This window comes from Pseudoxanthomonas winnipegensis (assembly GCF_004283755.1).
GTDB lineage: Bacteria > Pseudomonadota > Gammaproteobacteria > Xanthomonadales > Xanthomonadaceae > Pseudoxanthomonas_A > Pseudoxanthomonas_A winnipegensis.
In genome coordinates this window covers 184328-205327 of sequence record NZ_SHMH01000005.1, presented here as the reverse complement: position 1 = coordinate 205327, position 21000 = coordinate 184328, and the positions used below count along the sequence as shown (strand labels likewise).

At 68.4% G+C, this 21000-nt stretch carries 18 protein-coding genes, 1 tRNA gene and 1 pseudogene; 9 read left to right on the top strand and 11 right to left on the bottom strand.

The features are described from left to right. Nucleotides 1–62: 62 nt before the first annotated feature. Complete coding sequence (locus tag EAT51_RS11215) at nt 63–710, bottom strand: response regulator (RefSeq protein WP_130517984.1); 648 nt, start codon at nt 708–710, stop codon at nt 63–65. 480 nt (nt 711–1190) lie between these two features. Further along, nucleotides 1191–1964 (bottom strand): SDR family oxidoreductase, encoded by a 774-nt coding sequence (locus EAT51_RS11210; protein ID WP_130517982.1) that lies wholly within the window; start codon nt 1962–1964, stop codon nt 1191–1193. Nucleotides 1965–2146: 182 nt separating this feature from the next. On the opposite strand from EAT51_RS11210, the gene EAT51_RS11205 reads away from it, so the two are divergent. The 4 genes from EAT51_RS11205 to EAT51_RS11190 all read left to right on the top strand — a co-directional run bounded on the left by EAT51_RS11205 (nt 2147) and on the right by EAT51_RS11190 (nt 6809). Further along, on the top strand, nt 2147–3049 hold the full coding sequence (locus EAT51_RS11205) for a LysR family transcriptional regulator (RefSeq protein WP_130517980.1): 903 nt from the start codon (nt 2147–2149) through the stop codon (nt 3047–3049). A gap of 97 nt (nt 3050–3146) precedes the next feature. Beyond that, a complete protein-coding gene (locus EAT51_RS11200) occupies nt 3147–3776 on the top strand; it encodes a TetR/AcrR family transcriptional regulator (protein ID WP_130517978.1) in 630 nt (209 codons plus the stop codon). 46 nt (nt 3777–3822) lie between these two features. Next, the gene (locus EAT51_RS11195; protein WP_130517976.1) at nt 3823–5421 is read left to right on the top strand and encodes a GMC family oxidoreductase; all 1599 of its coding nucleotides are present in this window, start codon (nt 3823–3825) and stop codon (nt 5419–5421) included. Then, the gene (locus EAT51_RS11190) at nt 5418–6809 is read left to right on the top strand and encodes a coniferyl aldehyde dehydrogenase (protein WP_130517974.1); all 1392 of its coding nucleotides are present in this window, start codon (nt 5418–5420) and stop codon (nt 6807–6809) included. The genes EAT51_RS11195 and EAT51_RS11190 overlap by 4 nt, the downstream gene beginning before the upstream one ends. 153 nt (nt 6810–6962) lie before the next feature. On the opposite strand, the gene EAT51_RS11185 is transcribed toward EAT51_RS11190, so the two are convergent. Then, nucleotides 6963–8126 (bottom strand): zinc-dependent alcohol dehydrogenase, encoded by a 1164-nt coding sequence (locus EAT51_RS11185; RefSeq protein ID WP_130517972.1) that lies wholly within the window; start codon nt 8124–8126, stop codon nt 6963–6965. A gap of 175 nt (nt 8127–8301) precedes the next feature. Beyond that, nucleotides 8302–9228: an amidohydrolase family protein gene (locus tag EAT51_RS11180; RefSeq protein ID WP_130517970.1), complete on the bottom strand. Its 927-nt coding sequence runs from the start codon at nt 9226–9228 to the stop codon at nt 8302–8304. A gap of 104 nt (nt 9229–9332) precedes the next feature. Here EAT51_RS11180 and EAT51_RS11175 point away from each other — a divergent pair, with 104 nt between their 5' ends. Beyond that, nucleotides 9333–10229, top strand: a complete 897-nt coding sequence (locus tag EAT51_RS11175) for an AraC family transcriptional regulator (RefSeq protein WP_130517968.1) — start codon at nt 9333–9335, stop codon at nt 10227–10229. A 419-nt stretch (nt 10230–10648) separates the two neighbouring features. Here EAT51_RS11175 and ftrA read toward each other — a convergent pair whose 3' ends face one another. Further along, nucleotides 10649–11629, bottom strand: coding sequence for a transcriptional regulator FtrA (gene ftrA, locus EAT51_RS11165; RefSeq protein ID WP_130517964.1), 981 nt, complete (start codon nt 11627–11629; stop codon nt 10649–10651). Nucleotides 11630–11745: 116 nt separating this feature from the next. On the opposite strand from ftrA, the gene EAT51_RS11160 reads away from it, so the two are divergent. Further along, on the top strand, nt 11746–12360 hold the full coding sequence (locus EAT51_RS11160) for a glutathione S-transferase (RefSeq protein ID WP_130517962.1): 615 nt from the start codon (nt 11746–11748) through the stop codon (nt 12358–12360). Nucleotides 12361–12377: 17 nt separating this feature from the next. Beyond that, nucleotides 12378–13046, top strand: a complete 669-nt coding sequence (locus tag EAT51_RS11155) for a glutathione S-transferase N-terminal domain-containing protein (RefSeq protein WP_130517960.1) — start codon at nt 12378–12380, stop codon at nt 13044–13046. A gap of 368 nt (nt 13047–13414) precedes the next feature. On the opposite strand, the gene EAT51_RS11150 is transcribed toward EAT51_RS11155, so the two are convergent. The 5 genes from EAT51_RS11150 to serS all read right to left on the bottom strand — a co-directional run bounded on the left by EAT51_RS11150 (nt 13415) and on the right by serS (nt 17452). Then, nucleotides 13415–14263 carry a hypothetical protein gene (locus tag EAT51_RS11150; RefSeq protein ID WP_130517958.1) on the bottom strand — a complete coding sequence of 283 codons (849 nt, stop codon included), beginning with the start codon at nt 14261–14263 and terminating at the stop codon, nt 13415–13417. A 115-nt stretch (nt 14264–14378) separates the two neighbouring features. After that, nucleotides 14379–14468: transfer RNA gene (locus EAT51_RS11145), tRNA-Ser, on the bottom strand. 107 nt (nt 14469–14575) lie between these two features. Continuing rightward, the gene (locus EAT51_RS11140; RefSeq protein WP_165394514.1) at nt 14576–15547 is read right to left on the bottom strand and encodes a LysR substrate-binding domain-containing protein; all 972 of its coding nucleotides are present in this window, start codon (nt 15545–15547) and stop codon (nt 14576–14578) included. Between the two features lie 168 nt (nt 15548–15715). Further along, nucleotides 15716–15955, bottom strand: coding sequence for a hypothetical protein (locus EAT51_RS20780; RefSeq protein ID WP_130517956.1), 240 nt, complete (start codon nt 15953–15955; stop codon nt 15716–15718). A 216-nt stretch (nt 15956–16171) separates the two neighbouring features. After that, entirely contained in the window at nt 16172–17452 is a 1281-nt protein-coding gene (serS, locus tag EAT51_RS11130; RefSeq protein ID WP_130517954.1) for a serine--tRNA ligase, read from the bottom strand. Between the two features lie 136 nt (nt 17453–17588). Between serS and EAT51_RS11125 the strand changes: the two are divergent. Together EAT51_RS11125 and EAT51_RS11120 are read left to right on the top strand one after the other, a co-directional pair. Beyond that, a pseudogene (locus EAT51_RS11125) lies at nt 17589–18265 on the top strand (energy transducer TonB). A 141-nt stretch (nt 18266–18406) separates the two neighbouring features. Further along, complete coding sequence (locus EAT51_RS11120; RefSeq protein WP_130517950.1) at nt 18407–18982, top strand: energy transducer TonB; 576 nt, start codon at nt 18407–18409, stop codon at nt 18980–18982. Nucleotides 18983–19050: 68 nt separating this feature from the next. Here the strand turns inward: EAT51_RS11120 and EAT51_RS11115 are convergent, their stop codons facing one another. Beyond that, nucleotides 19051–20925 carry a CocE/NonD family hydrolase gene (locus tag EAT51_RS11115; protein ID WP_425478210.1) on the bottom strand — a complete coding sequence of 625 codons (1875 nt, stop codon included), beginning with the start codon at nt 20923–20925 and terminating at the stop codon, nt 19051–19053. Nucleotides 20926–21000: the final 75 nt, after the last annotated feature.

Sequence of the window (21000 nt, the reverse complement as noted above, 5' to 3'; positions counted from 1 at the left end):
AGCAATCAAACGCCGACACCACACCGGCATCTACCGCCCTCGAACGTGCCGCCCTCGCACCATCAAAGGCTCTTCGACGGATCGATCAGCCCGTACTGCGCCGCCAGGCGCGCCAGCGCCATCGTGTCCTGCACCTGCACCTTTTCCAGCAGGCGCGTCTTGTGCGTGCTGACGGTCTTGGGGCTGAGGTTGAGGCGCTTGGCGATCTCGCTCTGGCGCAGGCCCTGCACCAGCATCATCACCACCTCCAGCTCGCGCGCGCTCAGAGCGTCGAACGGCGAGGCCTCCTCGCTCATGCTCGACAGCGCCAGGTTCTGCGCCACGTTGCTGCCCAGGTAGCGCTTGCCGCGCGAGACATCGCGCACCGCGCGCAGCAGCTCGGCCGCATCGCCGCCCTTGCCGACATAGCCCGAGGCACCGGCCTCGAGCAGCCGCTTGGGCAGCGGTCCATCCTCGAGCACCGAGACGATGATCACGCGGCTGCCATAGTCGCCGCGCACGATGCGCTCGGTCACGTCGAAGCCGCTGAGCCCGGGCAGGTGCAGATCGCACAACACCACATCGGGCTTGAGCTTGCGGATGGCCGGCAGCGCTTCCTCGCCGCTCTCGGCCTCGCCGACCACCTCGATATCCACCTGGCCGGCGAGGATCAGCTTCAGGCCAGTCCGCACCAGCGCATGATCGTCCACCAGAAATACCCGGATCGTCATCCTTGCCATCCCCTTGTAGGCATATGCCGCTCCCGTGGTCAGCCTACTCGCGGCGGGTGAAACTGGGCAAGGGCGCGGGCTGGTTGCGGTGGCGAAGTGCGCGGGGTGTCACCGGCCCCGGGTACACCGGGGAGTTGGATCAACAGGTGTCGTTGCCCGGATGGGAACGACCTCAGCGGCGGGAGCGTCCAGAGATTCCCGCCTACCAGCAAACAAACCCCCGGTCATTCCCGCGAAAGCGGGAATCCATGGACGTGCGCGCGTAAGCCCCAAAGTCCCTGGATTCCCGCGTTCGCGGGAATGACGGTAGAGGGTTAGCGGCGACTTCCGGTGGAGGCCTGGGCGCCTGCTGCGGCTCCGCGCGCAAGCCCCAAAGTCCCTGGATTCCCGCTTTCGCGGGAATGACGGTAGGAAGGTTCGCGGCGGCTTCAGGTGGAGGCTTTAACGCCGGATGCCTGGAAGCCGGCCGCGATGCTGCGCTTACTTGGTGGTGTAGCCGCCGTTGACCAGGATTGTCTGACCGGTCATCCACCAGCCGTCGCTCACCAGGAAGCGGATCCACGGCACGATGTCCTCGATGTCGGTCAGGCCGGTCTTGGACGAGGGCGACAGCGCCGCGGCGGTCTTGTGGTAGGCCACCGCGTCGGCGCCTTCGGCGGGATAGAAGAACGGCGTGTCCATCGGGCCCGGGCCGATCGCGGTCACCGAGATGCCGCGGTCGCCCAGCTCCTTCGAGGCGGCGCGGGTGTAGTGCTCCACCGGGGCCTTGGTGCCGGCATAGCTGGAATAGAACGGCGTGTAGGCGCCCAGCAGCGAGGTCACCAGCGTGCAGATCTTGCCGTGGTCGCTCAGCGCCTTGCCGGCTTCCTTGATGAAGAAGAACGCCGACTTGGAGTTGACCGCGCTCATCTGGTCGAACTCGTCCTCGCTGATCTCGGTCATCGGCTTCTTCAGCACCTTGCCCACTGTGTTGACCGCGATGTCGATCGCGCCCATCGCGGCCTTGGCATCGGCGAACAGCTGCTCCATCGCCGCGGCGGTGGTGAGGTCGGCCTGGAAGGCGAAGGCCTTGGCGCCCGTGGCCTTGATCTCTGCCACGGTCTTGTCGGCGTCGGCCTTGGTGGACGCGCTGTTGTAGTGGATCGCCACGGCCTTGGCCCCGTGCCTGGCCAGGTCGGTGGCGAGCAGGCCGCCGAGATTCTTGGCGCCACCGGCGATGAGGACGGTCTTGCCCTGGAGGGAATGGTCGGTCATTGGAAGATCCTTTGCTGTGGAAGACGGGAACCACGTCGGCCAGCTTCGGAAGAACGCGATACGAAGACCGCCTCCCCCGCTTGCGGGCGTGCCTCATACCATATAATCCAGGCCAAGAACATAAAGCCGGCATGTGTGACTTCACATGTCGTGGATCCTGACCAATCGAGGGACGCAGCGCCGTGGACCGGATCGACCTGTTCCGCATCTTCGTCCGCGTGGTCGAGGTGGCCAGCTTCACCCGCGCGGCCGACACGCTCGGCATGCCGCGCTCCTCGGTCTCGGCCGCCGTGGCCGAGCTGGAAGGTCGCATCGGCGTGCGCCTGCTGCACCGGACCACGCGCAAGGTCGCCCCGACCCAGGACGGTGCGGCCTTCTACGAGCGCTGCCTGCGGGTGATCGCCGACGTCGAGGAGACCGAGGCGCTGTTCCGCCAAGGCAAGACCAAGCCCTCGGGCAAGCTGCGCGTGGACGTGCCCGGGCGCATCGGGCGGCTGATCATCGCCCCGGCGCTGGGTGGCTTCCTCGACGAATACCCGGAGATCGACATCAGCCTGGGCGTCACCGACCGCGCGGTCGACCTGGTCGAGGAGCGCGTGGACTGCGTGGTCCGGGTCGGGCCGCTGAGCGATTCGGGGCTGATCGCCCGCACGCTCGGCACGCTGCCGCTGATCAATGTCGCCAGCCCCGCCTATCTGGCCCGGCACGGCACGCCGCACGCGCCCGAAGACCTGGGCAGCCACTGGGCGATCCACTACGCCTCGCCGTCCAGCGCCCGGGTCGAACCCTGGGAATGGATGGAAGGCGACACGCCGAAGACCTTGCACGTGCCCGGCCGGGTCACGGTCAACAACGCCGAGGCCTGCATCGCCTGCTGCCTGGCCGGCCTGGGGCTGATCCAGATCCCGGCTTACGACGTGCGCGACGCGCTGCGCGCCGGCACGCTGGTGGAGGTGATGCCCGGGCATCGCGCCGCGCCGCTGCCGATGACCCTGCTGTATCCGCATCGCCAGCACCTGTCGCGGCGGGTGCAGGTGTTCGCCGACTGGGTCGAGCGGCTGCTCAAGGAAGCGATCGCACCATGAAGCGCTGCGCGCCTGCCTGCGGGTTCAACGAGCGGCTGGCTATCCTGACCGGGCCGCCCTGCCCGCCTGCCCGCGCCCGATCGATGCACCGAAGTCCATGACCACCCCGCGCCGCTACAAGCCGTCCAAACGCCGCGAAGCGACCTCCGAACAGCGCCGCCAGCGCATCAAGCAGGCCGCGTGGTCGGTGTTCGCCCAGCAGGGGCTGGATGCGGCGACGATCTCCGGCATCGTCGCCGCCAGCGGCGCGTCGACCGGCAGCTTCTACAACGACTACCGCACCAAGCAGGCGGTGTTCGACGAACTGCTGGCCGACCTGCTGGCGCAGGTGCGCGCGGTCACCGCGCAGGCCCGCGCCCGCGCCGACGACCTGGAGACCATGCTGCAGCTGTCCTACCGCGACCTGCTGGTGCTGATCCTGGGCATCGAGGCGGCCCTGCCCTTCATCGCGCGCAACCAGCACCACATCCGCACCCGGCTGTACGACCTGGACGGCATCGATTCGCTGCTGGGCGACATCCGGCGCGACGTGGTGCGCGGCATGCCGGGACTGGCGCTGGCGCCGTGGCAGGTCTCGCTGGTCGCCAGCCTGATCGTGTCCAACGGCATCGAGACGCTGCTGCTGCTCGAGGGCCGCGAGCGCATCGACATCGACGAGGTGGCCGGGCTGATGACGCGCCTGGTGACCGGCGGCATCGGCAGTCTGGCTGCAGCGCAACAAATTTGACGACTTCCTCAAGTATGTCCATGCTCCGCGCCGGGAGGACCACACCATGCGCGAAGCGGACTACGTCATCGTCGGGGCGGGACCGGCCGGCTGCGCCCTGGCCGCGCGCCTGGCGGCCGCGGCGGAAAAGCCCAGCGTCGCGCTGATCGAAGCCGGCCCGCCCGGCCCGTCACTGCTCTCGCGCATCCCGGCCGGCATCGCCGCGCTGGTGCCGTTCAAGTCGGCGCGCAACTACGCCTTCCAGACCGTGCCCCAGGCCGGGCTCGGCGGGCGCCGCGGCTACGTGCCGCGCGGGCGCGGCGTGGGCGGTTCGAGCCTGATCAACGCGATGATCTACATGCGCGGCCAGCCGCAGGACTACGACGGCTGGGCCGCCGCCGGCTGCCCGGGCTGGGGCTGGCAGGACGTGCTGCCGCTGTTCCGGCGATCGGAGGCCAACCAGCGCGGCGCCGATGCGCTGCATGGTGAGCGCGGGCCGCTGGTGGTGTCCGACCTGGCCTCGCCCAGCCCGGTCTCGCAGGCCTTCATCGAGGCGGCGCTGCAGTCGGGCTATGCGGCCAACCCGGATTTCAACGGCCCCAGCCAGGAAGGCATCGGCCTGTACCAGGTCTTCCAGCGCAACGGCGCGCGGCTGGACGCCGGCTCGGCCTACCTGGCCGACGCCGCACGCTGGCCGCACCTGCGCATCCTCAGCGACACCCGTGCCGAGCGCGTCGTCTGCGAAGGCCGCCGCGCCACGGGCGTGGAAGTGATGACCCGGCACGGGCGCGAGACGATCCGCGCCCACCGCGAGGTGATCCTCTCGGCCGGGGCGATCGGCTCGCCGCAGCTGCTGATGCTCTCCGGAATCGGACCGGGGACGCACCTGGCCGAACACGGCATCGGTGTGGTCCACGACGCACCCGGCGTGGGCGCCAATCTGCAGGATCACCTGGACTATGTGGGCCTCAAGCGAATGAAGGGCCCGGGCCTGCTCGGCTTCGGCCCGGACACGCTGCTGCGCGGCGCGGCGGCGTTCCCGGCGTGGCGGCGCGGCCACGGCATGCTCACCAGCAACCTGGCCGAGGCCGGCGGTTTCGTCCGCAGCGCGCCGGAAGTGGACCGCCCCGATCTGCAGTTCCACTTCTGCGCGGCGCTGGTCGACGACCACGCGCGGCATACGCATCTGGTGCGCGGCGTGACCCTGCACGTGTGCGCGCTGCGCCCGCAGAGCCGCGGCTGGATCCGCCTGGCCTCGCCGGACCCGGCGCAGGCGCCGCTGATCGATCCGAACTTCCTTTCCGCGCCAGACGATGTGGCGCTGACGCTCAAGGGCGCACGCGCCGTGCACCGCATCCTCGATGCCGCGCCGCTGGCGCGCTACGGCGGCAAGCTGCTCTACGCCAGCCCGCGCCCGGACGATGCCGAACTGCTGCGCCTGATCCGCGATCACGCCGACACCATCTACCATCCGGTCGGCACCTGCCGCATGGGCCGCGGCGTCGGCGCGGTGGTCGCCCCGGACCTGACCGTGCATGGCCTGCAGGGCCTGCGCGTGGCGGACGCCTCGATCATGCCGACGCTGATCAGCGGCAATACCCAGGCGCCGTCGGCCATGATCGGCGAGAAGGCCGCCGACCTCATCCTCGGCAGGAGCGCCGCATGAATCACGACGACCTGCAGACGCTGTTCGCGCCATTGCACCGGGCCTCGCGCGCCACGCCCGCGGCGGATGCGCGGACGCGGCGCGCATGGCTGGAAACGCTGGCACGGCTGGTGCGCGAGAATGTCGAGCAGATCGTGCAGGCCATCGATGCGGATTTCGGCGGACGCTCGCACGATGAGACGCGCATGCTGGAAGTGCTGCCGGCCCTGCGCGGCATCCGCCACGCCCAGCGCCATGTGCAGCGCTGGATGCGCCAGGTGCGCCGGCCGGTGGACGTGGTGTTCCAGCCGGCCAGCGCCTGGCTGCGCTACGAGCCGCTGGGCGTGATCGGCATCATCGCGCCCTGGAACTATCCGCTGCTGCTGTCGATCGGCCCGCTGACCGATGCGCTGGCCGCCGGCAATCGGGCGATGCTCAAGCCGTCCGAGCTGACCCCGCGATTTTCCGAACTGCTGGCGCAGCTGGTCGCGCGCTACTTCGCGCCCGACCTGGTGACCGTGGCGACCGGCGGCGTGGACACGGCCAGGGCGTTCTCGTCCCTGCCCTTCGACCATCTGCTGTTCACCGGCTCGACCGCGGTCGGGCGCGAGGTGATGCGCGCCGCCGCCGACCATCTCACCCCGGTGACGCTGGAACTGGGCGGCAAGTCGCCGGCCTTCGTTGCGGCGGACTATCCGCTGGCCAAGGCGGCCGATGCGATCGCCTTCGGCAAGTTCCTCAACGCCGGGCAGACCTGCATCGCGCCGGACTACGTGCTGGTGCCGCGCGCGAAGCTGGACGACTTTGCCGCCGCCGTGCTGGACGCGGCGCGACGGCGCTATCCGACGGTGGCGGGCAATGCGGACTATTCGGCGATGATCACGCCACGCCATCGGCAGCGGCTGGCATCGGCGCTGGACCAGGCGCGCGCGGCCGGCGCGCGCGTGCAGGCGCTCGATGCGGGCGGCGCGACGGAGAAGATCGCCCCCACGCTGGTACTCGACCCGCCGCAGGACAGCCTGCTGATGCGCGAGGAGATCTTCGGCCCGGTGCTGCCGCTGATCGGCTACGACCATCTGGACGAAGCCATCGCCTTCGCCGCCGCGCGCGAGCGGCCGCTTGCGCTGTATTGCTTCAGCGGCGAGCGCGCGGTGCAGCGACGCGTGCTGGACGGCGTGACCTCCGGCGGCGTCACGCTCAACGGCACGCTGCTGCATATCGCCCAGGACAGCCTGCCCTTCGGCGGCATCGGTCCCAGCGGCATGGGCGCCTACCACGGGCGGGAAGGCTTCAAGCGCTTCAGCCATGCGCGCGCGGTGTTCAAGGTCGGGCCGGTCAACGTGTTCCAGCGAATCGGTCCGCCGTGGACAGGGCTGGCGCGGCGCATGTTCGGCTGGCTGGCGCGCTAGGGCTGCGCGATCCGGTTCGTGCAAAGAAGAAGGAAGCAAGGTGCCGCCTTGCTTCCTTGAGTGATCCGATCAGCGCACTACCGCAGCTCGCGCGTTGATTGCCGCCTGCTTTCGCAGACGCACCGCTCGCGAGCGGCGCGTTCTGCTCCCCTGCTACGGCGTCATCACGACCTTGCGGCACTCTTCCCGCTTCTCATCGAAGATCTTGTAGCCCTGCGCCGCATCGGCCAGCTTCATGCGATGGGAGATGATGATGTCCGGGTCCAGATCGCCATCCTCGATGAAGCCCAGCAGCTCCGGCAGATACTTGTGCACATGGGTCTGGCCCATGGCGAAGGAGAGCCCCTTGTCGAAGGCGTCGCCGATCAGGAAGCCATGGATGAAGCCCGCATAGACGCCGGGCACGCTCACCACGCCGCCGCGCTGCGTGGCCGAGATGCACTGGCGGATCACCTCGCCGGAGCTGGTCTCGATCTTCAGCGTGCTCAACACGGTCTCGGTGGTGCTGCCCTTGGCCTCGAAGCCCACCGCATCGATGGACGCGGAGACGCCTCTTCCGTTGGTCGCCTCCAGGATCCGCTCCGACGCGTCGCCCTCGCTGAAGTCGATCGGGATCACGCCATAGGCGCTCACCGCGAAGTTCAGCCGGTACTGCTCCGAATCCACCATGAAGATCCGCTCGGCGCCCAGCATGCGTGCGCATGCCGCGGCCATCAGGCCCACGGGACCCGCGCCGAAGATGGCGACCGTGGAGCCCGGTTCGACCCTGGCGTTGAGCACGGCCTGATAGCCGGTCGGCAGGATGTCGGACAGGAACAGCACCTTCTCATCGGCCAGACTGCCGGGCACCGCGAACGGCCCCACGTTCGCCTTGGGCACGCGCACATATTCGGCCTGCCCGCCCGGAACGCCGCCATACAGATGCGAGTAGCCGAACAGGGCCGCCGGCGGCGTCATCTTCGAGCGCTTGCGCACGCTGGCGCCCTCGTCGGGGTTGGTCGTCTCGCAGGCGGCGAACAGTTCGTTCTCGCAGAAGAAGCACTTGCCGCAGGCGATCACGAACGGGATGACCACCCGATCTCCCACGCTCACCTCGGTCACCGCCGAGCCCGCGTCTTCCACCACACCCATGAACTCGTGGCCGAAGATGTCGCCGTGTCGGGTCTCCGGGATCTTGCCGTGGAACAGATGCAGGTCCGATCCGCAGATCGCGGTCGCCGTCACACGAAGGAGGATGTCGTCGGCCTCCACCAGCTGCGGATCGGGAACGGTCTCGACGCGCACGTCCTTGGAACCATGGTAGGTCAACGCTTTCATCTTCGGATCTCCGGTGAGTCGGGCCTTCCACCCTCCTCGCCGTGCCGTTAGCGCAGTAGCACCGCAGGCACGATCCAGCGTCAGTCTTTGTTAACGCCAAGCTGTGCGGTCTGTCATGCCGACGCGTTCGTTGCAGTGCGCTGCGTGGCCCGTTCGCAGCGCCTGCAGGCGCAACTCACCCGTCCGCCTTGCCGCAATCGGCCAGATCCGTCCAGCCGAACAGCCGCACGGCGTTGTTGAAGAGGATGTCGCGGCGTTGCGCCTCGGAGAGGTAAGGCGCCGTGCGGAACCGCGCGATCGCCTGCGCCGTGGCCTCGGGCCACACCATCTGGTCCGAGCCGAACAGGATGCGCTTGCCGAAGCCGTAGATCATGAGCTGCTGCAGATAATGATCCATAAAGGGACGCGGCTCGGCCCAGTCGATCGCGCCCAGGTCGACGTAGACCTGCGGATAGGCATGCAGCAGCGCCACCGTGTCGTCGAGAAAGGGCCAGCCGGCATGCATGATGATCAGCTTCATGCGCGGGTGACGCACCAGCACCTCCTCGAACGAGGACGGGTTGCCCAGGCGCTCGCGGTGCAGCGGCTGGCCGCGGTAGACGATGCCCGCCGGCCCGGCGCCCGAGTGCACCGCGATCGGGACGTCCAGCGCCTCGGCCAGCGCCCACAGCGGCTCCAGGCGCGGATCGTCATGGGCGATGCCGTGGTACTGGTATTCGACCTCGCCGATCATCGTCAGCTTGCCCGCCGCATGCCGCGCCCGGATCTGGTCGAGCATGGCGGCATCGGGGATGTCGTCGATCTCGAACCCGCCGCGCAGGCGCGCCGGATCGAGGGCGATGATGCGATCGTCCGTCGCCGTGCTGGCGCCGCCCACGATCGCCCGCACCACCCCGGCCTCGCGCAGGGCCGCGGCGGTGGCCCGGGCGTGGTCCGCACCGTTGAACACCCGCATGGGCTGGCCATCGCCTAGGTTGGGCACGCGCGCCTCGAAGCGCCCATCGCGCTCGTAGCTGTGGATGTGGATGTCGATGACCGGCTCGACGCCGGCCACGCACGTGGGCGCGGACGACAGCGCGAGCGCAAGCAGCAAGGGGACCATGGTGCCTCCGTGTGGTGTGGGATACCGCTTGAAAACGCATCGTGGAGCGCCGAGGATCCGGCGTATTGCGAATTCGTGCCCTCCTGGCCTGCCAAGGGACCACCATGACGTCCGACCCGCCCGTGACGCTGCTGCGCAAGCTCCCCGACGACCGCCCCGAGCTGCTGCGCGCACGCGGCCAGTGGTCGTCCTGCGCCATGGAGCACTCGCTGATCCCCGCGATCGAGCTGGAGGAGCCGGGCTGGGCCTTCCATCACCTCGCCCTGCCGCTGGGCCCGACGCGGCCGCGCGTGGTCCTGAAGGTGGACAGCGGCCATGAACACGGGCGCGCCCCGCCCGAGACGCTGACCATGATCCAGGCCGGCGTGACCGGATCGGCGCGCTGGGATGCGCCGATGGAATCGGCCTGTCTCTACTTCACCGACGGGGCCATGGCCGGCGCGCTGGGCGTGGCGCCCGAAGGCGTCCGCCAGGCGATCCGCAGTCGGTTGCACTATCGCGCGCCCGGCATGGCGCGGCTGCTGCGCGCCCTGCTGGCCGACGCCTCGGCCGGCCAGCCGCACGGCACGCTGATCGGCGACGCCATCTTCCTCGCCGTGGCCGCCCAGTTGGTGCCCCGCGCCGCGCGCCCCGCGCACGCCAGCCGTGGCGGCGAGCCCTGGCGCGTGCGCACGGCCCTGGCCTTCATCCATGCGCACCTGGGCGAGGAACTGGACATCGCGCAGATCGCCGATGCGACCGCGACCAGCCCCTACTACCTCAACCGCGCCTTCCGCGCCGCGCTCGGCTGCTCGATCTGGCAGTACGTGCTGCGCGCCCGGGCGCAATGCGCGCTTGCCCTGCTGCACGACAGCAACGCGACGCTGGTGCAGGTGGCGGACGCGGCAGGCTTCAGCAGCTATGCCGGCTTCATCGAGGCGATCAGGCGCGTCTGCGGCAGAACCCCGGCCCAGGTGCGCCAGGCGATCGGTCCATCGCGCGGAACTGAGGCACTTTCCTGAAAGCCAGTCGGCATGCGGGCTGACACAGCCCGGCAAACCGTGCTGACCCCGCGTACACGGAACCGCCGATAGGGTCGATGCGCCCGACCACCCAAGGAACCGATATGCGCCTCGTTCGCTCGTCCGTGTTCATGGCCGCAGCGTGTCTCGCGCTGGCCGCCTGCGCCCCCCACCCCCGCCCTGACGGCCCGCCGCCGCCCCCGCCGCACGCCCACGGCGACCGACAGCCGCCCCCGCCGCCGCCCGAGATGGCACCGCCGCCGCCGGAGGCGCCAACGCCGCCGACGCAGACTCCGTAACGCTGCGGACCGACCCGCCACGCACCGCGCGTGGCGGGTCGGATCAGGCTCGCGAGCAGTGATGCAAGACAAAGCCCTTGGCCGCCAAGGGCTTTCCTGTTTCTACGGCCGCGTCCCGACCTATCGAGCGCGTGCCTCCGCATCGCGATGGAAGCGGCTTCGATAGGTGGCCGGCGGCAGGCCGGTGGCGGCGCGGAAGTGCTGGCGAAAATTGGTGGCCGTCCCGAAACCGGCGCGCATGGCGATCTCCTCGACCGACAGGCTCGTCTCCTCCAGCAGATCGCGGGCGTAGTGCACGCGCTGGCGCTGCAGCCACTCCCCCGGGGCAAGCCCGGTCGCCTCACGCAGATGGCGTTGCAGGGTGCGGCTGCTGACGAGCGCTTCGGCCGCCATGCGCTCGACCGTCCATTTCTCGTCGAGCCGACGCTGGATCGTTTCGAGCAGCTCCGACAGCCTTGCGCCCGAGGGCGGCGGAAGCGGCCGCTCGATGAATTGCGCTTGGCCACCGTCCCTGTGCGCGGCGACGACCAGGCGGCGCGCGACGCTGTTGGCGACCTTGGCGCCAAAATCCTTGCGCACGATGTGGATGCACAGGTCCAGGCCGGCGGCGCTTCCGGCCGAGGTGAGGATGTCGCCCTCATCGACGTAAAGCGCATCCGGCTCGACCACGATGTCCGGATAGCGCGATGCCAGCGTGGTGAGGTGATGCCAATGGGTCGTCGCCCGCCTGCCCGCGAGCAGGCCCGCCTGCGCCAGCACGAAGGCCGCGCCACAGATCGAGACGATCCGGGTGCCCGCCGCGCTCGCCCGGCGCAGCCCTTCGAGAAACGCGGGAGGCGCGGCCGCATCCGCGCCACGCCAACCCGGGATCACGATCGTATCGGCGGCCTCGAGCAGCTCCAGTCCGCCGTCCGCCTCGAGCCGCAGGCCACCCGCGCCGCGGATCGGTGACGGCTCGACCGCCGCGGTGCGGCAGCGATACCAGCCCGGCCCCATCTCCGGGCGCGACAGGCCGAACACCTCGAAGGCGCAGCCGAACTCGAACGTGCACAGCGCGTCGTGGACGGGGATGACGACAAGCGGCCCGGCATCATTTGGCATGATCCTTACGATAGTGGCGAATCCGGCCACTTACAACGCGGTTGCCCGCTCGCTACCTTGCCGATATCGAAGAGGTCACGCCCCACGACGCCAACCCGGAAAAGGAACACGCCCCCATGCAGCTGATCGGATTGCTGGATTCTCCCTACGTGCGCCGCGTCGCGATCTCCTTCTCTTTCCAGGGACTGCGTTTCGACCATCAGCCGCTGTCGGTGTTCTCGACCTTCGACGCCTTTGCCTCGATCAATCCGATCGTGAAGGCGCCGACGCTGGTCACCGACGACGGAACCATCCTGATCGACTCCGGCCTGATCCTCGATCTCGGCGAGCGGCTGGCAGCCCCCGACCTGCGGCTCATCCCGAATGCAATGGACGCCTACGTCCGCTCGCAGCGCGTCATCGGCCTGGCGCTCGCGGCCTGCGAGAAGACCGTGCAGATCGTCTACGAGCGCAACCTGCGTCCGGCCGAGAAGCAGCATCAACCCTGGGTCGATCGCGTCCAGGGTCAGCTGGTGGCCGCCTATCGCCTGCTCGAAGCCGAAGTGGATCGCGCCGATCCCTGGCTGTTCGATGGCCGGCCGCTCCAGGCGGATGTCACCAGCGCCGTCGCCTTCCGCTTCTCGCGCGAGATGCTGCCCGAGATCATCGACGCGGAGGCCTATCCTGCGCTCTCGCGTCTCTCCGCCCACGCGGAGGCCACCGAGGCCTTCACCGCCTTTCCCTATGCGTGACGGCGTGGAGCGCGCGGATGAGCGATGCGCTTGAACTGCACTACTGGCCGACGCCCAACGGCTGGAAGATCACCCTCATGCTGGAGGAGCTTGGCGTCCCCTATCGGGTGAACTTCGTCGACATCACCAAGGGCGAGCAGTTCGCGCCCGCGTTCCTGCGGATCTCGCCCAACAACCGCATTCCGGCGCTGGTCGACCCCCAAGGGCCGGACGGAGCACCGCTCTCGATCTTCGAGTCCGGCGCCATCCTGCAGTACCTGGGCCGCAAGTTCCGGCGCTTCTATCCAGGCGACGAGCGGCAGCGTGTGGAGGTCGACCAATGGCTGTTCTGGCAGGTCGGCGGGCTCGGCCCGATGGCCGGCCAAGCCCATCACTTCCGACAGTACGCGCCCGAAGCCATCGATTACGCGATCGCACGCTACACCCGCGAGGTCGCACGCCTTTACGGCGTGCTCGAGCGCCGCCTGGCGGATCGCGACTACCTCGCCGGCGAATACTCGATCGCCGACATGGCGTGCGTGGGCTGGATCGTGCCGCACGCCAAGCAGGGCCAGGACCTCGCACACTTCCCCCGCCTGAAAGCCTGGTTCGACACCGTGATGGCAAGGCCGGCCGTGCGACGCGCCATGGCCGTCGGGCGCGCGGAGCGCGAACGAACCAATTTCGCCAACATTCCTGTTCGTTGAGGCACAGCGCCGTCGCATATCACAGCGCATCAATATAGTCGCCGCCAGCCGGCCGCGGATTTACCGGCGCCGCTCTTCTTCTTTTCAACAATACGCGGCTGCAATACGCAGCTGCGCCAGCCTTGCCGAGATGGTGATGTGGTTAAGAAACCGTAGTCAGAGTGCAGTCCCCGCCCCGAGCATTCGTTAGCACTGCCCCTAGGAAATACACTCTGACCCCGCTTTTCGCTGTGCCCAAGGGGCAATCAATCCCAGTTTAGTTGGGGCTCCATCAAGTATGCAGCTATGGTAGCTTCCGTCTCCATTTTTGCTCGGCTCGCCATCAAGTTACCGACTTGTCTGTGGCGGCCACGATAACGGGGCGCGAATTAGATGAGGGGCCAGACCTTTCGTGTCAGCAAAAAGTGGTCATCGACCGTGTACGTTTGGAAAAACTCATAGTGTCCAAACAGACTGTCCAATCCCGGCTGGTAACCGGCCGCGTGAGTCATTTCGTTAAAAATATGAGAGAGCCATCTGACGACCGAAAGTGTGTAAAAGCGCCCATACTTCTGCGCCCATTTCGTCTGTCCAGTGCGCTCCGAAGCGGTTTCCATGTCCGACATGACCGTCCCGGTCTCGCTCGTGTGAAGAACAAAGGTCATGTCACCAAGCATAGCATTTATAATCGCGGCCCTACGCTTCACTTCGTTCTCAGAACGTTTTCCGCGATAATGCTTTTCTAGTATTGGCTCGACGACCTCTGTCCACCATTTGTTGACCGGCTCATTCACAGCATTAAAGTTGGGGTTTCCGAGTGCTTCAAAGTTAGCGTATCGCCCTTTCGATGCATCAGAAAACGCGTCTAGGCATTCTATCACTGCAGAGCAGATTGAGTTAGTCGGCAGCAGATAGGGAACAGAGATGCCGCGTTTGGTTGCGATCTGAGCGACTTTGCTGATTAACTCTTTCAATCGGTGACCGTATTTCCGAACCTCAGCCTGACTCGGTAGGGCTCCGCCATGATCAAGCGCGTAGTCCGCAACCAAAATGAGTTTCGCTAAGCGTTCGATCCCGATCGAAAGCCCGAAAAATGCGGTATAGTATTCGCCAAAGCCGCTGCCATAACTCGCACGCCCCAACGCGGTGGCACCGGAGCCTATTATCTGGCTGACCAGCGAAGCCTCGCGATGCAACGCTTTCCATCCGGGAATTGTGAAGGGATCGGTACTAGTCATCACTTACTCGTATGGCCGGTCGCGGCCTTTGACTACATGTGCGGAACGCACTTAGCTAGTTCCAAGCTCAGGTTAAGGAAAATCCTTCTCATTTTGTGCGGCAATCGGCGGGGAATGGCGGAGAGAGTGGGATTCGAACCCACGGAAGGTTTGACCCTTCGCCGGTTTTCAAGACCGGTGCCTTAAACCGCTCGGCCATCTCTCCAGGTGCGTGTCGGGCTTGGCCCGACAGCAGAACGCCCGGCCTGGGGGCCGGGCGTCGCATTCTCGCATGGGCCGCGGGCGCAGGTGTAGCCGCGCGCGGCGTGCGGGTCAGGAGGCCTTGCGCAGGCCCAGTTCGACCAGGCGCTCGGTGCACTTGCCGCCGCAGTCCAGGCGCGACTCCTCAATCTGCTGCGGCAGGTGTTCGGCCAGGTAGTCGATGAACACGCGCACGGCCGGCAGCAGGCCGCGGCGCGAGGCGAACACCGCGTGGCAGATGCCCTGCGGCAGCGACCATTCCGGCAGCACCACTTCCAGCTCGCCGCTGCGCACCGCGTCGGCGCAGACGGTCTCGGGCAGCATGGTGATGCCGTAGCCGTCCTTGGCCAGCGCCTTGAGCAGGGGAAAGTCGAAGCCGGCCAGGCGCGGCTGCAGCTCGATCTTGCGCACCTCGCCGTTGGGGCCGTGCAGCTCCCAGCGCTGGCGCGCCTCGTCCTCGCTCATCGACATGGTCACGTGCTGGGCCAGGTCTTCCGGCGCCTGCGGGCGGCCGGCGCGCTGCAGGTACTTGGGGCTGGCCACCAGCAGTTCCTGGATCTGGCCGAAGCTGCGCATCACCAGGCTGCCGTCGTCGTCGAGCTTGGCGCGCACGCGCAGGGCCACGTCGTAGCCCTCGTTGATGATGTCCACGCGGCGGTTGTTGACGTGCAGCTGCAGGCGCACCTTGGGGTACTTGTCCAGGAAGGCCGGCAGGATCTTGGGCAACTGCATCTGCGCCACCGCCACCGGAACGCTGACGCGGACCACGCCGCGCGGCTCGGCCGAGAGGCGGTCGACCACCTCGCGGGCGGCCTGGGCCTCGGCCAGCATGGTCTGGGCGTGGCGGTGCACGCTCATGCCCACGTCGGTGACCGCGAAGCGGCGCGTGGAGCGCTGCAGCAGGCGCACGCCCATGTCGGTCTCCAGCTGGCTGATGCGCCGGCTCAGACGCGACTTGGGGATGCCGAGCGCGCGCTCGGCAGCGGCGAAACCGCCGTGGTCGACGACCATGGCGAAGTAGTAGAGGTCGTTGAGGTCCTGCATGGCGCCATCCCGAATCTGGAACGATTCAGGGTATTTAACACCCGCATTTTTGCCCATGCAACGAAAACGGACCAAATGGGGTGGGATTCTTCGCCCCGTCGGTGGGCCAATCGCCCCTGCCCCAGGGCCACGCGCCCGCCAGGCGCGACGCGTGGCCTTCAGCTGGCGTCAGTTGCTGGTGCTGGTGGGCGCGGGCGCCGGGGCGGCGGCGGGCGCGGCGGCGTCCTTGGCCCAGGTGCCCTTGGCCGCGGTGCACTGCTTGTGGGTCTTGCTGGTGTCGGTGCTGCCGTCGGCGAGCTTGCAGTGATGGGTCTGCGCGGTGCCGGTGTGGGTCTTGGCGAAGGCGGTGGTGCCCAGCGCCAGGGCGGCGCCGAGGGTCGCGATCTGCAGCAGCTGCTTGGTGTTCATGACAATGACCTTCCGATTGAGGACGAATGCGCCGGCGGCGAGGCGCCCGGATCGAGCGCGGCCGAGGACGCCCGCGCTTGATAATCCTGTCGGAAATGTCAGGCAAGCCCGCGCGCGGCGGACGCTTGCCGGGGGTTCACACGTGGCGGCGCTGACACAGCTTGGCGCGCGGCCGCACATGGCGGCGCGCACGCGGACATGGCCGCCGCTGCGGGCTCAGGCGATGCGTTCCAGGCCGCCCATGTACGGGCGCAGGGCCTGCGGCACGTCGATGCTGCCGTCGGCGTTCTGGTAGTTCTCCATGACCGCGATCAGGCAGCGGCCGATGGCCACGCCCGAGCCGTTGAGCGTGTGCACGCTCTCCGGCTTGCCGGTGGCCGGGTTGCGCCAGCGCGCCTGCATGCGGCGCGCCTGGAAGGCCTCGCAGTTGGAGACCGAGGAGATCTCGCGGTAGGTGTCCTGCGAGGGCAGCCAGACCTCCAGGTCATAGGTCTTGGACGCCGAGAAGCCCATGTCGCCCGAGCACAGCAGCATGCGCCGGTACGGCAGGCCCAGGCTCTCCAGCACCACCTCGGCGCAGCGGGTCATGCGCTCGTGTTCCTCGTCGCTGTCCTGCGGGCGCGCGATGGCGACCAGCTCGACCTTCTCGAACTGGTGCTGACGGATCATGCCGCGCACGTCGCGCCCGCCGCTGCCGGCCTCGGAGCGGAAGCACAGCGAGTGGGCGGTCATGCGCATCGGCAGCGCGGCGTCCTCGACGATGCTGTCTCGCACGATGTTGGTCAGCGAGATCTCGGCGGTGGAGATCAGGTAGCGACGGTGCTCGCCCAGTTGGGTGGCGAACATGTCTTCCTCGAACTTGGGCAGCTGGCCGGTGCCGATCAGGCTCTCGGCATTGACGATCACCGGGACATTGGTCTCCTGATAGCCGTGCGCGCCGGTGTGCAGGTCCAGCATGAACTGCGCCAGCGCGCGGTGCAGCCGCGCGATCGGCCCGCGCAGCACGGTGAAGCGCGCCCCAGACAGCTTGGCCGCGGTGTCGCCGTCGAGCCAGCCGTTGCGCGCGCCCAGCTCCACATGGTCCTTGACCGCGAAGTCGAACGCGCGCGGTGTGCCCCAGCGATGCTGCTCGACATTGCCCGACTCGTCGCTGCCCGGCGGCACGCTGGCCTGCGGCAGGTTGGGAATGCCCAGGGCGATGGCCTCGATCTGCGCGCGCAGCTGGTCCAGTTCGACCTCGGAGGCCTTGAGCTCCTCGCCGAAGCCGGCGACCTCGGCCATCAGCGGCGCGACGTCCTCACCCTTGGCCTTGGCCTGGCCGATCGCCTTGGAGCGGGTGTTGCGCAGGTTCTGCAGCTCCTGCGTGCGCACCTGCAGCTGCTTGCGGCGCGCCTCCAGGGATTCCAGCGCGGACACGTCCAAGTCGAAACCGCGCGTCTGGCGCAGGCGTTGGGCGAGTTCGGCGGGCTGGGTGCGGAGCAGTGCGGGATCGAGCATCGTGGCGGTCGTACGGCGGTGAGCGGGAAAGGCGTGGATTATCGCCTTTTCCACAGCGCCACGCCCGCCGCCAGCCAGCGTGCAGTCGGGAGCGCGCGGCCGGCCTGTGCAAGAATCGCGGCCTGCTCCTCACGCCCTGCCCGCACCATGTCCACCTCCCGCGATCGTGCCTTCACCTTCCGCCTGCCGCACAAGGCGCTGTGGATCGCCCTGGGGGCGTTCGTGGCCGGGCTGCTGCTGTTCGGCATCGTGTGGCTGTCCAACCGCGGCGATGAGAGCTTCTATTCGGTCCAGCCGGCCGACCAGAGCGGCACCGAGGCGGCCACCGCGCCGCTGCCCGAGCCGGCGGCCGCCAACCAGGGCGCCAGCGGCATGCAGGCGCCCTCGGCCGACGCGCAGGCGCAGGCCGACGCGGGCACCAGCGGCGCCAGCGCGTTCCCCGCGCCGGTCGTGGAGAACGCCCCCGCCCCTTCCAGCGGCGAGACCGCCCCGCCCGTCGCCTCCGCGCCGGCCGCCCCCGCGCCGCCGCAGAACCGCGCCACGCCCCTGCCGATCGATGGCCAGAGCCCGCCGCCTACCTATCCGCCGTCCGCGCTGCGCAAGGGCGAGACCGGCACGGTGATGGTGCGCATCCAGGTCGATGCGCAGGGCAATCCCGGCGGCGTGGCGCTGATCCGGCGCAGTGGCTCGCGCGATCTGGACCGCGCGGCGATGGAGGCGGTGCGCAAGTGGAAGTTCCAGCCGGCCATCGACGATGGTCAGCCGGTGGCGGGCGCGGTGGACATTCCGGTGGAGTTCAACCTGGAGCGCTGAGCGCCCACGCCACGCGTTTCGCATCGCTGAACCGTGCAGGTGCAGCATGGCGGGCCTTTACCGGCCTCTCACGTGTGAGCAACGAATGGCTGCAGACACTCCCCTACGCGCCGCCAACGGCGCCTAGCAAGGAGTCCTGACATGTCGCAGACCCAGACCGAATTCAATGCCCAGGCCCAGCGCGACGCACACGCCGACGCGCGGCCGGATGGGCAGCGCCCTGGGGCGCGCCCGCTGCTGTGGTTGCTGCTGCTGGTCGTGCTGGCCGCGGGCGCATGGTGGCTGAGCGGCGATCGCCGCGCCGAGATGGCCGCGCCGACCGACGGCACGGTGCCTGCCACGCAGCCGACCGCCGACTCCGCGGCGGCCGATCGTCCGAATCAGCCGCTGGTCGCCAAGCGTAGCGAGTCCACCCGCGCCGCGCCGGCCAAGAAGGTCGCGCCGGATCGCGCCCCGGCCCTGCTGGCCAGCAATACACAGCCGAAGTATCCGCCGTCGGCGCTGCGCGCCGGTGAGGGCGGCACGGTGCTGCTCAACGTGCAGGTCGACGCGCGTGGCGAGCCCTCGCAGATCACCATCGCCCAGCGCAGCGGCAACCGCGACCTGGACCGCGCCGCGCTGAAGGCCGCCAGCGACTGGCGCTTCAGCCCGGCCATGCGCCATGGCAAGGCCGTGGCCCAGCTGGTGCGCGTGCCGGTGGAGTTCTCGCCGCAGTAAGGCAAGCCTGCATCAGCGCTTCAACCCGGACCCGCAGGCGCTCGCCGCCTGCGGGTTTTTCGTGCGCCTTACTTCACCGGCAGGCTGATGAAGCTCGGCTGCTGCGGCGTATGCCACACGCGCTGGGTGGCCTTCTGGTAGTCGCCCGGCTTGGCGAAGAAGATGTTGTCCACGTACGTCTGCGGGTTGCGGTCGTACAGCGGGAACAGCGTGGACTGCACCTGCACCATGATCCGGTGGCCCTTGCCGAAGGTGTGGTTGGCGTTGGGCAGGTCGAAGTCGTAGGCCAGCGCCTGGTTGGGCGTGATCGCCTTGGGATGTTCGAAGCTCTCGCGGTAGCGGCCGCGGAAGATGGTCAGGCCCACCGGCAGCTCGTAGCCGCCCATCTTCGGGTTGGAGGCCACCTCATCGGGCTGCACGTCGATCAGCTTGACCACCCAGTCGCTGTCGCTGCCGCTGGTGGAGGCCTGCAGGTTGACCTGCGGGCGGCCGGCGATGGTCAGCGGCTCGGTCAGCGGCTCGGAGACATAGGTCAGCACGTCCGGGCGGCCGTCGACGAAGCGCTGGTCCTGCACCAGCCAGGTGGTCCACATCTGGCGATCGGAGAAGTCCACCGGGCGCGGCACGAACGGCACCGGCTTGGCCGGGTCGGACACGTACTCGTCGTACTGCGCGCCCTCCGCGGCCGGCGCCTGGAAGCCCAGCTTGCCGCCGGCCAGCAGGTACAGCGCCTTGGGCTTGGCCTTGCAGCCCTGCTCGCACACCTGCGGCCAGGCCTTGTAGCGGTCCCAGTGGTTGGCGCCGGTGTCGTAGATCAGCACCGGCGGGGTGTCGGCCTTGGGCGCGCCGTCCTTGAGGTACTGGTTGAAGAACGGCAGCAGCACGTCGCGGCGGAACTGCAGCGCGGTGTCGCCATCCCACTGCAGCGCGCCCAGGTTGCTGCCGTCGTAGTTGACCTGGCTGTGGCGCCACGGGCCCATCACCAGGTAGTTCTTGTCGTTGCCGGTGTCGCGCGCCTCCATCGCCTCGTAGCTGTGGTTGGCGCCCCACATGTCCTCCTGGTCCCACAGGCCCTGCAGCCACATGGTCGGCACCTTGATCGGGGTCTTGGCCATGACCTTGTCCAGCGCCTGCTCCTGCCAGAAGGCGTCGTAGGCTGGGTGCTCGGTCAGCTTGTGCCACCACGGCAGCTGATCCAAGCCGGCGGCCTTTGCGTAGTCGCCGGCCGAGCCGGCGCGCAGGAAGTTGCTGTAGTCGTCGAAGCCCTCGCGCGCGATCGCGCTGCCCTTGCCGCGCTTGCTCAGCTGGCCGGTGAAGTAGTCGAAGTTGACCTGGCGGAACGCGCCATAGCTGAACCAGTCGTCGCCCATCCAGCCATCGACCATCGGGCTCATCGGGTTGGCCACCTTCAGCGCCGGATGCGGGTTGGTCAGCGCCATGACCACGGTGAAGCCCTCGTAGGACGAGCCGAGCATGCCGACCTTGCCGTTGGACTCGTGCACGTTCTTGACCAGCCAGTCGATGGTGTCCCAGGCGTCGGTAGCGTGATCCACGGCGGTGTCGTTGAGCGGACCGCGCAGCGGCCGGGTCATCACGTAGTCGCCTTCCGAGCCGTACTTGCCGCGCACGTCCTGGATCACGCGGATGTAGCCGGCATCGACGAACACCTCATCGCCCTGCCCTAGCAGATCGCGCATATGCGGCGAATCCAGGCGCGAGGTGCGGCCATCGGCGTTGTACGGCGTGCGCGTCAGCAGCATCGGCGCGTTGTGCGCGCCCTTGGGGATGACGATGACGGTGTGCAGCTTGACCCCGTCGCGCATGGGAATTTCCACGACGCGCTTGATGTAGTCGTTGGCCGCGTCCGGTGCGACGAAGGGCTTGCCGGTGATGTCCGGCGTCATGGGCGAGGTCTGGGCCAGCGCGGGCAGCGCGGCGGCCATGAGCAGGGACAGCAGGGTCGGACGCAACGCGGCGATGCGCATCGTGGGGCTCCAGGCGGGGTGACTGAACGGACA